At 56.3% G+C, this 11,223-nt stretch carries 10 protein-coding genes and 1 tRNA gene; 5 read left to right on the forward strand and 6 right to left on the reverse strand.

Annotated elements, in window-relative coordinates:
- Window positions 1-36: 36 nt before the first annotated feature.
- Together ALIPUT_RS11060 and ALIPUT_RS11065 are read right to left on the reverse strand one after the other, a co-directional pair.
- On the reverse strand, window positions 37-1,014 hold the full coding sequence (locus ALIPUT_RS11060) for a dihydroorotate dehydrogenase-like protein (protein ID WP_004330069.1): 978 nt from the start codon (window positions 1,012-1,014) through the stop codon (window positions 37-39).
- Between the two features lie 360 nt (window positions 1,015-1,374).
- Window positions 1,375-1,448: transfer RNA gene (locus ALIPUT_RS11065), tRNA-Ile, on the reverse strand.
- A gap of 286 nt (window positions 1,449-1,734) precedes the next feature.
- Between ALIPUT_RS11065 and ALIPUT_RS11075 the strand changes: the two genes are divergently transcribed.
- Together ALIPUT_RS11075 and ALIPUT_RS11080 are read left to right on the forward strand one after the other, a co-directional pair.
- Window positions 1,735-2,001: a type B 50S ribosomal protein L31 gene (locus ALIPUT_RS11075; RefSeq protein ID WP_004330071.1), complete on the forward strand. Its 267-nt coding sequence runs from the start codon at window positions 1,735-1,737 to the stop codon at window positions 1,999-2,001.
- Between the two features lie 315 nt (window positions 2,002-2,316).
- Entirely contained in the window at window positions 2,317-2,682 is a 366-nt protein-coding gene (locus ALIPUT_RS11080) for a DUF3127 domain-containing protein (RefSeq protein ID WP_004330073.1), read from the forward strand.
- Between the two features lie 95 nt (window positions 2,683-2,777).
- Here the strand turns inward: ALIPUT_RS11080 and ALIPUT_RS12200 are convergent, their stop codons facing one another.
- The 4 genes from ALIPUT_RS12200 to ALIPUT_RS11100 all read right to left on the reverse strand — a co-directional run bounded on the left by ALIPUT_RS12200 (window position 2,778) and on the right by ALIPUT_RS11100 (window position 7,191).
- On the reverse strand, window positions 2,778-3,881 hold the full coding sequence (locus tag ALIPUT_RS12200) for an FKBP-type peptidyl-prolyl cis-trans isomerase (protein ID WP_004330074.1): 1,104 nt from the start codon (window positions 3,879-3,881) through the stop codon (window positions 2,778-2,780).
- Between the two features lie 135 nt (window positions 3,882-4,016).
- The gene (locus tag ALIPUT_RS11090; protein ID WP_004330075.1) at window positions 4,017-4,688 is read right to left on the reverse strand and encodes an FKBP-type peptidyl-prolyl cis-trans isomerase; all 672 of its coding nucleotides are present in this window, start codon (window positions 4,686-4,688) and stop codon (window positions 4,017-4,019) included.
- Window positions 4,685-6,070, reverse strand: coding sequence for a Na+/H+ antiporter NhaA (gene nhaA, locus ALIPUT_RS11095; RefSeq protein WP_004330076.1), 1,386 nt, complete (start codon window positions 6,068-6,070; stop codon window positions 4,685-4,687). The genes ALIPUT_RS11090 and nhaA overlap by 4 nt, the downstream gene beginning before the upstream one ends.
- Window positions 6,071-6,141: 71 nt before the next feature.
- Window positions 6,142-7,191, reverse strand: coding sequence for an agmatinase family protein (locus tag ALIPUT_RS11100; RefSeq protein WP_004330077.1), 1,050 nt, complete (start codon window positions 7,189-7,191; stop codon window positions 6,142-6,144).
- A gap of 230 nt (window positions 7,192-7,421) precedes the next feature.
- On the opposite strand from ALIPUT_RS11100, the gene ALIPUT_RS11105 reads away from it, so the two are divergent.
- The 3 genes from ALIPUT_RS11105 to ALIPUT_RS11115 are packed head-to-tail and all read left to right on the forward strand — an operon-like array spanning window position 7,422 to window position 10,812.
- The gene (locus ALIPUT_RS11105; RefSeq protein ID WP_004330079.1) at window positions 7,422-8,417 is read left to right on the forward strand and encodes a 4-phosphoerythronate dehydrogenase; all 996 of its coding nucleotides are present in this window, start codon (window positions 7,422-7,424) and stop codon (window positions 8,415-8,417) included.
- A gap of 55 nt (window positions 8,418-8,472) precedes the next feature.
- Window positions 8,473-9,543 (forward strand): quinone-dependent dihydroorotate dehydrogenase, encoded by a 1,071-nt coding sequence (locus ALIPUT_RS11110; protein WP_004330080.1) that lies wholly within the window; start codon window positions 8,473-8,475, stop codon window positions 9,541-9,543.
- Between the two features lie 15 nt (window positions 9,544-9,558).
- A complete protein-coding gene (locus ALIPUT_RS11115) occupies window positions 9,559-10,812 on the forward strand; it encodes a competence/damage-inducible protein A (protein ID WP_004330081.1) in 1,254 nt (417 codons plus the stop codon).
- Window positions 10,813-11,223 lie beyond the last annotated feature (411 nt).

Below are 11,223 nucleotides of genomic sequence, written 5' to 3' on the forward strand. Positions count from 1 at the left end.
ACTCTTTATCAAAAACCGAAACTATTCCGGCAAATACTATTTCGCCTCCGACGGGAAATACTTCATATACTGTACGCGCTGGAACATGGCCGAAGTGTCGTTCTTGAAATTCAGACGCCCCCGGAACTCATCGAGCGAACCGAAACCCTGCCGCTCGGACCAACGGTCGATGTACTCGTTCATTTCGGCAATGACTTCGAATCCCTTCTGGTGGATCGCCGTGCAGACCTGCACTGCCTCGGCTCCGCACAAAAGCGCTTTGACCGCAGCCTCGCCATCGTGCACGCCCGTCGAAACAGAAAGGTCCAACTGCGGCAACACGGCCGAACAGATCGCCACCATACGCAGGACGTTGCGCAATTCCGTCGGCTCGCTGTAAGGCGAACTCTCTACGAAAGTCATCCGCTCGACATCCACGTCCGGCTCGAAGAAACGGTTGAAAAAGACTACGCCCCGGGCCCCGTGACCGAGCAAAGCGCTCGACAAGGCGAAGACATTGGTCAGGCGCATGGGCAGTTTCACCGAAACGGGAATCTTCACCGCACCGGCCACCCGACCGACGATCTCCGCATAGTTCAACTCCAGTTCGCGAGCCTGGGCATGAATGTCCGTAGATTGGATGAAAATATTAAGCTCCAACGCGGAAGCACCGGCATCGGCCATCGCCGTAGCGTATTCGATCCAATCGCCTTTATCGACCACGCAATTGATGCTGGCGATTACCGGAAGCTCCGTCTTCGACCGCGCCTCCTGCACCAACCGGAGAAATCCGGCCTTGTAATCCTCGCCCAGATAACGCTGCAAATAAACCTCCGCATCGCCGTAAGCCGAATCGGATACGGTGTCCAGCGCAGCCGCATGGTGCAGGATCTGCTCCTCGAATATGGATTTGAGCACTACGGCACCGGCACCGCTCGCAGCGCACTGCTCGACGCTCTTGACATTGGAGGTATAGGGAGAACTGCTGACAATGATCGGACTCGGAAGATCCAGCCCCAGGTATTTTGCTCGCATCGTTTCTATGGATTTTTATGGTTTATTTTTCGAAAAATACGTAAAATTATGATTTTGTGCAAAAAGTTACCCAATCAATTTGAAATAGCGACTCTATCGGGGTAATCCATACAGGCGGTAGATTCTTCTCAAAATACTAACAGACAGGGCTTCCCGGAATCCCAACGTTCGAACACCTGCTTTTAGCCCTACGCAGCGCGTAACATCAATGCGAATTTACCGTTTGAATACTTCAAGCCTGTAAAACAACGACTTCAACTGTTGCACTCATGGCTCGCACGGCCAGCCTACACTTGCATAAAACCGCAAAGAAAAAACAAAAAGGAGTCGCACAAACTGTGCAACTCCCTGACTTTCAAGTGGACCCAGAGGGGCATGATCCCACGACCTTCGGATTATGAGTCCGCTGCTCTAACCGACTGAGCTATGGGTCCTTTTGCATCCGGGAAAATCCGAATACGGACACAAAAATAGGAATTTCGACCGGATTCACAAAATAAAAACCCATTTTTTCATTTCGAGACGCCAGCACAAACCCGTTTCGCTCAAATCGATTCCCTGTTTTACGCCCCTGCATCGCAAGAAAAACAGCCGCACCGGAATTTTCCGCAACAACTAACCGACCCGATCGCAAGATTTTTCTTCGGAAAATTAGCTAACTGGAAAAAATTTACTACCTTTGCTCCGCTTAAGCATCTAATTACAAACAAAACAAACGAAATGAAAAAAGGTATTCATCCCGAAAATTATCGTTTAGTGGCATTCAAAGACATGTCGAATGACCACGTGTTTTTGTGCAGGTCCGCCGTTTCGACAAAAGAAACCATCGAAGTGAACGGCGAAACCTATCCCGTGTATAAGATGGAAATTTCCAACACCTCTCACCCGTTCTACACCGGTAAGATGAAGTTGGTGGATACCGCTGGTCGCGTCGATAAGTTTATGAGCCGTTACGCAAAACGCTACGATAAGAAAGCCGCCAAATAGTTCGAAGGACCGTTTGACGCTTCAAAATAAAAAAGGATTCGCCTGGGGCGAATCCTTTTTTATTCTCCTTCGGCGCCCGATTCTCACCGGTCCGCATTCGCCGGATGCCGCACACTCCGACCGTCGTCAAAAAGCGCAGGGGACATCCGCTTTATCCGTCCCGAAGCTGCCGACCGGAATCGGCAGCATACGCAAGATGGTACACGACCAATCATCCGGTCCGGCCCGAAACAGGACAAAAGAACTTTTACGGAAAAAATTTGGGGGTTTGCGGCACAAACATTACTTTTGTAATCTACTAAAATTACTGTTTTTATGGAATTCGAAGGTGTCGTATATAAAATCCTGCCCCTGACACAAGGTACGTCCGCCCGGGGAGAATGGCAGCGTCAGGACGTGGTTTTCGAGCTGCCCTCGGAATTTTCACGCAAAATCTGCGTCACGTTCTTCAACAAGCCGAGCGACGTGGCCAAACTCCGCGAAGGGGCTACCTATACGGTTTCGGTAAACGTCGAATCCCGCGAATATAACGGCCGCTGGTATACCGATGTGCGGGCATGGCGCCTGCAACCCAAAGAAACCGCTCAAAACGCCGGGATCCCGCCGATGCCCGACGCGGCCCCGCTCGAAGAGCCATCGTACAGTACTCCCGCAGCAGAAGTAGACGACCTGCCCTTTTAATTTTTCACGCACGAAGGCAGAAGCCATCCGCTCTCTAAAACAACAAAATAGCCGACCCTACAAAGGTCGGCTATTTTTCGGTCCCCGGGAGGCGACTACTTCTTCACCGGAAGAGCAGAGTTCGCTGCCTGAGTCGTCGCAGCCGCAGCTTCATCCGTTGTTGCCGGGGTCGTTTCCTCAACGAAAGGAATCACATCCTCCAACTCTACCTCGAATTTAAGAGCCGAATTAGGCAAGATATACTTACCGCGCGCCTGCCGACCATAAGCCAGTTCCGCAGGAATCCAAAGCGTTATCTTACCGCCTTTGCCGATCAGTTTCAAACCTTCGGTCCAGCCGGGAATCACCTGTCCCAATTCGAACTCGACAGCTTCGTCCTTGTCATAACCTTCCGGATCTATCTGCTTGAGGTACTCCTTCATCTCTTCGGGCTTGTTCTCGAAATAGGAGCTGTCGAAAACCTGCCCCTTATAATTGGTTCCCGTATAATAAACTTTTACCCGGTCGCGGGAGTCCGTCGGCATCAGGGTCTCATCGCCCTTCTTTTCGATCTTATAAAGTAATCCCGATTCGGTTTTCTGAACGCCGGATTTCTTCTCGATCGAAGCGATCCACTCTTCATTGGCTTTCTTGTTCTCGGCAGGACGAACCACCGAATACCAGTTCCGCAAGAATTTGACTGCTTCCTGCTCGGTCATGCGGGCTTCTTCACCGTTGCCGGTAATGTCTTTCAAACCCTGACCGAACCAAACCAACTGAATCGGAAGGTCTGCTCCCAGCATATTGTTACCCAGATCGATACCGAAAGCATACGAAATGAACCGACGCTCCTCCTCGCTCTCGAACATCGCGGGATCGGCCAACGACTCTTCGGGTGTCTTCAGCGAATCGGGAGTCATCGCGTTCTTCTTGGCAATAGCCTGAGCGCGTTCCGGACGCGTAACCATAAAGAACGTGCGCAATGTATCGAGTGCCTCTGGATGCGTCATTTTTGCCGTTCCGAGGGCACCTTCGGTCACACCTTCGGTCATCGCGTCGAAATCGAAGGGAATATCCGACATCATCCGGTTGAGTCCCGCTCCGACGTTATTACCCAAAGCGTACGACAAAGAGTCGAACTGCGACTTGCTGCCCATCGTGATCGAACCGTTGCTGCGGCTGCACGAGGCGAAAATTACGGCACCAGCTAACAGTGCCATGAAACACAATGTTCTTTTCATCTTGTTGATATAATTATGTATTAAATTGTTATTTCCGTTTCGATAACTGCACAAATATATAAAATATTTTACGGGCAGCCGATTTTATTTTTCAGCCCCCTCTTGAAAAAGAAGTCAGCGGACATCGACGAGTTCGATCTCGTAGAACAACGTCGCGTTCGGGACCACGCCCAATTTCTTGTCGCCTTCGGCCCCGTAAGCCAGGCGGGAGGGTATCCATACATTCATTCGACCGCCTTCCCCGACGAGCCGCACGCTCTGCCGCAACCCGGGCATCAGATCGCCCACGGCCGTGCGCGTGGTGTCTCCTCGTTCGTACGAAGACTCGACGACCTTTCCATCGACCGTCTTGGCCACAAAACGGATCGCCACCGTATCCCGGTCGCTTCGGGGCGTCTTGGACTCATCACCGATCTCCAGCACCTCGTACGTCAGCCCCGTATCGGTCTTGGCATAGGAGCGATTGCTCTTGCGGAAATCCTCCAGAAACTGTTCTTCATAGGCCCGAATCTGTTCGGGCTGCGAAACATTCACGTAACGCAGATAAACCGCACGGGCCTCGTCGGGCGTCATCCGGGCCGTCCGGGCATATACGTCCCGCACGGCCTGGCACACGGCTTCGACGTTGAGGGTCGAATCCATCCGCTGCAAATTATATCCCACATTCAGACCGATCACATAAGCGACCGAATCCGTTTCGTTACGCAACTCCATGCTCCCCGTTCCCCGGGAACAGGCACCCAGCAGGAACAGTCCCGCTGCGGCGATCAACCGATATTTCTTCATATACGTGTCTTTTTTTTGGAAAAGAGGAAAATCAGCACCGTACCCAATACGGCCGACGCGAACGATCCCATCAGAATGGCGATCTTGCCCCGGCTGACGATCTCGGCATCGGCAAAGGCCAGCGTATCGACGAAAATCGACATGGTGAACCCGATACCGCCCAGGCAAGCCACCGCGAAAAGCATCTTCCAGCCGGCTCCCTCGGGCATTTCGGCCAGCTTCGTCTTCACGGCGAGCCAACTGGCCAGGAAAATACCGAGCGGCTTGCCCACGAGCAATCCGAAGAAGATGCCCGTGCCGACCGCACCGGCCTGCGGCGTAACGTGGAAGATTCGGAAGTACTCCAGCGAATCGATCGAGACACCCGCATTGGCGAATGCGAAAATAGGCATAATCAAAAATGTTACGTACGGAGCCAGCAGATGTTCGAGACGGAAGCTCATCCCTACCGAATCGGTCGCCAGCGAGGACATCATCCGCAGGTAGTACCTGTGCTCCTCGTTCGGAAAATCGTCGGCCCGGCACTCGGCTTTCAGCAGCGCATCGGACAAACCGCTCATCTTCCGCGCGAAATACTCCTTGCTATAACGGGGTTTCATCGGGATGAACATGGCGATCACCACGCCCGACAGCGTGGAATGGATTCCCGAATAATAAAACAGGGCCCAGACGACGAAAGCCGGTACCAGATAGAACATAATGCGGGTTTCGCCCACTTTATTCAGGAAATAGATGCCTACGAGGATCAGGATCGCAATCGCAAGCAGCAACAGATTGACCTCCTCGCCGTAAAACAGCGCGATCACCAGAATCGCCCCCAAGTCGTCCGCCACGGCCAGGGCCGTCAGGAAAATTTTGAGCGAAATAGGCACCCGATCACTGAATATCGAAAGGATGCCGATGGCGAAAGCAATGTCCGTCGCCGTAGGGATTCCCCAGCCGGGTGCCGCGACGGTTCCCGCGTTGAACGAAAAATAGATCAATGCAGGCACCACCATACCGCCCAAAGCCGCCAACACGGGCAGAATCGCCTTCCTGACGGAAGAGAGCTGTCCGATGACGATTTCGCGTTTGATCTCGAGACCGATCAAAAAGAAGAACACCACCATCAACCCGTCATTGACGAAGGTCTGGAGGGTCAGGCCCCGGGGAAACATCCAGTCGATCAGACTGCCGGGACCACGCACCACCAAAGCGATGTCGATGTTGAGCACCCGCTGGTAATACTCCGCCGTCCAGGGAAGATTGGCCAGCAGCATCGCAACGGCGACACTGAAGAGCAACACCAGTCCGCCCGACCAGGGAGCCTCCAGAAAACGACGCCCCCGCAACTGAAACTGATAATGTTGCCGGACCCAGCGGTACATGGAAAAAAGCCTCATTGTCTATTCATATTTATATTCGTAATCCAAAATAAACCGTCTTCCCCGGCAGAATTCACGCCCTGTCGGAATCAACCTCTTCCTGCCGACGAAGTCCGCAAGGCCAGGCCGCACAATTTGTAGAGCACGCGGGCTCCTACGACCGCGTCGATCTTATCTTCCGGGCAGGGAACGACCTCCACCAGGTCGAACCCGGCGATGCGGCGGCCCGAATCGGCCACGCACTCCATCAGGTAAACCACCTGTTCAAAAGTGATGCCGCCCGGAACGGGAGTGCCCGTATGAGGACAATGTTCGATGGTGAGTCCGTCGATGTCGAAACTGATATAAACCACCTCGGGCAGCTCGTCCACGATGCGGCGGCAGCTTTCGGCCCAGGTCGTTCCCGCGAATCCGGCGCGAGCGAGCGAGCGCGAATCGAACATAGCGATCCGCCCGTCCGAAGCGGCCCTTTCGGCCTCGGCATCGCAATAATCCCGCACGCCGACCTGCACGAGCTTGCTCACCTGCGGCAGGTCGCGCAGTACGTTGAACATGATCGAAGCGTGCGAAAATTCGAATCCCTCGTACGCCTCACGCAGGTCGCAATGGGCATCAATATGGAGAATTCCCAGCGAACCTTCCTTCTCGGCAACGGCACGGATCAAACCGTACGGCGTCGAATGGTCGCCTCCGACCAGCCCTACGACCTTACCTTGCGAGAGCCACTGGCGGGCCTGACGGTAAATATTGTCGTTCATGGCTGCACAGCCTTCGTTGATACGGCGCAGACGGCGCTCGATACGTTCGTCGTCCGGCGCTCCGCCCTCTTCGAGATGTTCGATCACCCGTTCGGCATCGGCCCGCAGCTTGCGGGACTCCTCCTGCAGCGAATAGTCGATGTCGGCCGTAGCGATGCCTCCGAGCCAGGCTCCCGGCGCCGAAGCATCGTAAAGATCGAGCTGTGTGGAGGCTTCGATCAGGGCATCCGGCGCCAAAGCCGTTCCGGCACCGTAGGATACGGTCACGTCCCAGGGTGCGGAAACAAGCACCAGCGCAGCCTCCTCGGGCGTGAACGGCAAACCGTAATAAGCGCCGTTGTCCACCCCCACCCCGTTGGGATTGAATGTTTTCAGATCCATAGTCTTTCCTTGTAAGAATTACAAAGATAGTAAATTTTTGATTTTCCGCCATCGTTATCACCGATAAACCCCGTTTTTAACGGGGTGCCGACCGGCCGACCCGGACGACGCCCGAAGCGGGAGCCGTATGCACCGGCGCACGGTTCCCGTAAAAAGGAGCTCAAATAAATTTGGCGCCGCCCTCGCCCTGCACTATCTTTGCTCCGCAATTAACCAATTCGAATACCGTCGTGAAAATCGTCGCCGACAATGCCATACCTTTTTTGAAAGGAGTACTCGAACCTTATGCCCGGGTGGAATACCTCCCCGGGAAAACCATCGCAACGGCCGATGTCCGGGATGCCGACGCCCTGATCGTCCGTACCCGCACCCGGTGCGACGCCGCCCTACTCGAAGGATCGTCCGTCAAACTGATCGCAACGGCGACCATCGGCTTCGACCACATCGACACGGAGTATTGTCGGCGACACGGCATCGAAGTAGCGACCGCCGCAGGATGCAATGCACGGGGCGTACTGCAATACGTCGCTGCAGCACTGGTCCGCCTCTCACGAGTACAGGCCTGGGAACCTGCAGACAAAACCCTCGGAATCGTCGGTGTAGGACACGTCGGGTCGCTCGTCGAGGCCTACGCCCGGACGTGGGGATTCCGCGTCGTGGCATGCGATCCCCCCCGCGAAGAGCGCGAGCACGGCGGATTCCTGCCGCTCGAAGAGGTGGCGTGCCAGGCCGACATCCTCACCTTCCACACTCCGCTGGACGATACGACCCGGCACATGGCCGGGGCGAAGCTCTTCGAGCGAATGAAGCCCGGCAGCATCCTCATCAACACTTCGCGCGGCGAGGTAGTCGATGGGCAGGCGCTCCGCGAAAGCGGTTTGCAATACGTCCTCGACGTCTGGGAACACGAGCCCGATCTCGACCCGCTACTGCTGCGGGACGCATTGCTCGCCACCCCTCATATCGCCGGTTATTCCGCCCAGGGCAAGGCCAATGCAACGGCCCTGTCCGTCCGGACGATCGGCCGGTACTTCGGACTGTCGCTCGGGGAGTGGTATCCGTCAAACATCGCCCCGTCCCGTCCCCGGGCGATCTCCTGGCAGGAGCTTTGCGACACGATAGACGACCGCTTCGACATCGCCGCCGAAAGCAGACGGCTGAAAGAGAACCCCGAAAAATTCGAAACGATACGCAACGAATACCGCTACCGGGAAGAATATTTTTAACAATTTAGATGCTTTTTTCTTAACTTTGCGGCCGAAATCGACCGCACCGCCCATTATGTATCGTAAACTGATCAAACCCATCCTGTTCGCCATGAACATCGAGCGTGCCCACAGCACGGTCCTGTTCCTGTTGCGCATGATCGGGAAAATCCCGGGCGGACGAGCGCTGCTGCGTGCCATGTACCGCACCGAGCACCCTTCGCTCGAACGGGAGGTATTCGGACTTCGGTTTCCCAACCCGATCGGTCTGGCGGCGGGTTTCGACCGCAACGGAGAAGCGTTCCGCGAACTTTCGGCCCTGGGCTTCGGATTCGTCGAGATCGGTACGGTCACGCCCCAACCCCAGGCCGGCAATCCCCGACCCCGCATCTTCCGGCTGCCCGCAGACCGGGCGATCATCAACCGTTCGGGCCTCAACAACAAGGGGTTGTACAAGGCCATCGCCCAGCTCCGCCACCGGCACGACCGGCTCATCATCGGAGGCAACATCGGCAAAAACACGCTGACACAACCTTCGCAGGTCGCGGCCGACTACCTCAAAATGTTCCGCAACCTCTACCAATACGTCGATTATTTTTCGATCAACGTCTGCTGCGACAACTGTGCGGACGGCAGCGTATCGCACAACAAAGCCCACCTGATGAATATTCTGCAGCCGCTCTTCGATTTTCGCCGCGGCCAGAACCAGTACCGGCCGATCCTGCTGAAAATATCGCCCGACCTGCCGGACCCGCTTATCGACGAAGTGACCGACCTGATGCTTTCTACGCCGCTGGACGGCATCGTGGCCGTGAACGGTACTTTCTCGCGCAAAGGTCTCGAAACCGATGAGGAGACGCTCGACGAAATCGGCAGCGGCCGATTGAGCGGAGCTCCCCTTACGCAGCGGGCCATCGAGGTAGTGCGCCGCATCCACCGACGTTCGCACGGAGCCTATCCGATCATCGGCGTCGGAGGCCTGATGAATGCCCGGGATGTGAAAGCCATGCTCGCCGCCGGCGCGAGCCTCGTCCAGCTATACACGGGATATATCTACGAAGGGCCCTCCCTGGTCAAGGAGATCTGCCGGGCCCTGATCGACGACGCAGCGTCCGAAGCCTCCGCTTCGCCCGCGCCGGGGAAATAATTCAATCTTACCACCATGAAAGCATCTATTCTTACGATCGGCGACGAAATCCTGATCGGGCAGATCGTGGATACCAATTCGGCGTCGATCGCCCGTCACCTGAACAATGCGGGCATCGTCGTCTGGGAGCGCACATCGGTCGGCGACCAGCGCGAGCAGATCACCGAGGCCGTAAAACGGGCCATGAACCAGAGCGACGTAGTCATCCTGACCGGCGGCCTCGGCCCCACCAAGGACGACATCACGAAAAAGACCCTCGCCGAGCTCTTCGGCTCCCGGCTCGTATGCGATCAAACCGTCGCCGACCACGTACGGCGCATGCTCGAAGCGCGCGGAATCGAATACAACCGCCTGAACCGCGATCAGGCGCTCGTCCCGGCGTGCTGCACCGTGCTTTTCAACGCCCACGGCACAGCCCCCGGCATGTGGTTCGAACAGAACGGCAAAGTCGTGGTTTCGCTGCCGGGCGTTCCCTTCGAAATGGAGCACCTGATGACCGACGAGGTAATGCCTCGTCTGAAAGCCCGTTTCTCCCTGCGGCAGATCGTACACCGCACGCTGATCACGGCAGGTCTGGCCGAATCGATGCTGGCCGAAAAGATCGCCGACTGGGAAAATGCCCTGCCCCCGTACCTCCACCTGGCATATCTGCCCGCACCCGGCGTGGTGCGGCTGCGCCTGTCGGCTTACGAAGTCGAAGGCGAGAGCGTATCGCACGAAATCGACCGGCAATTCGCCGCCCTGCAACGCATCATTCCCCGCTACGTCCTCGGATTCGAGCGGGCGACCATGCAGGAGATCGTCCACAACCTGCTGACGCGGCGTCGGCAGACTCTCGCCACGGCCGAGAGCTGCACGGGCGGCAGCATCGCGGCCCGCTTCACGGCAATACCCGGAGCATCGGCCTATTTCCTGTGCGGAGTGGTGGCTTACAGCAACGAATCCAAAAGCAACCTGTTGGGTGTCGATCCCGAAACGATCGCCTGCCGGGGCGCCGTCAGCGAGGAGGTCGCACGGCAGATGGCCGAAGGAGCACGCCGCACCGCCGGAGCCGACTATGCCGTCGCAACCACCGGCATCGCAGGTCCTGCGGGCGGCACGGAACAGAAACCCGTCGGCACGGTCTGGATGGCCGTAGCCGGCCCGCACCGTACCGTGACCCTGCTCAAACAATGCGGCACCGACCGGGGACAAATCATCGACCGGGCGAGCGCCTTCGCACTCGCGCTCCTGCGCGACGAAATCGAACGGGATGCCGCCGGAGAATAACCCGGTTTCGACACTTCCCAAAGCCCCCTGACTTCCGGAGCCTCGAAAGGTTCCGGAAGTCTTCATATCCCCGTCTCTGGAACAAGCCCCGTTCCTCCCGGAACGCATCCAACCCTTTCCGATACGCTGTCCGGCCGGACGCCCCCGAAAATCGCGAAACAAAAGCCCGATACGATCACTAGCACCGTCCGATGAAATTCAAAGGCGGATCATTGAACACACCCCGTCGAAAAGAGTTAATTCTCCGACCGTAATTACGGGCACCTCATACCGCTATATATCAAACATTCGCCTTCCAAAACCGAAATTCGAAGCTATTCCCGAACAGATTCTTCCTCCCGGTCAGCGACAAAATCACCCAGTTATTCCCACCGCCCCTCTATCCGCACGATTTTCGGAAACACGGGAACG

Origin of the sequence: Alistipes putredinis DSM 17216 (assembly GCF_000154465.1) — a bacterium.
In the GTDB taxonomy this organism is placed as follows: Bacteria; Bacteroidota; Bacteroidia; order Bacteroidales; family Rikenellaceae; genus Alistipes; species Alistipes putredinis.

Bases quoted from the DNA above. Each gene is read 5' to 3' on its own strand.
- ALIPUT_RS11060 (WP_004330069.1), bottom strand. From the start codon at position 1,014: ATGCGAGCAAAATACCTGGGGCTGGATCTTCCGAGTCCGATCATTGTC.
- ALIPUT_RS11075 (WP_004330071.1), top strand. From the start codon at position 1,735: ATGAAAAAAGGTATTCATCCCGAAAATTATCGTTTAGTGGCATTCAAA.
- ALIPUT_RS11080 (WP_004330073.1), top strand. From the start codon at position 2,317: ATGGAATTCGAAGGTGTCGTATATAAAATCCTGCCCCTGACACAAGGT.
- ALIPUT_RS12200 (WP_004330074.1), bottom strand. From the start codon at position 3,881: ATGGCACTGTTAGCTGGTGCCGTAATTTTCGCCTCGTGCAGCCGCAGC.
- ALIPUT_RS11090 (WP_004330075.1), bottom strand. From the start codon at position 4,688: ATGAAGAAATATCGGTTGATCGCCGCAGCGGGACTGTTCCTGCTGGGT.
- nhaA (WP_004330076.1), bottom strand. From the start codon at position 6,070: ATGAGGCTTTTTTCCATGTACCGCTGGGTCCGGCAACATTATCAGTTT.
- ALIPUT_RS11100 (WP_004330077.1), bottom strand. From the start codon at position 7,191: ATGGATCTGAAAACATTCAATCCCAACGGGGTGGGGGTGGACAACGGC.
- ALIPUT_RS11110 (WP_004330080.1), top strand. From the start codon at position 8,473: ATGTATCGTAAACTGATCAAACCCATCCTGTTCGCCATGAACATCGAG.
- ALIPUT_RS11115 (WP_004330081.1), top strand. From the start codon at position 9,559: ATGAAAGCATCTATTCTTACGATCGGCGACGAAATCCTGATCGGGCAG.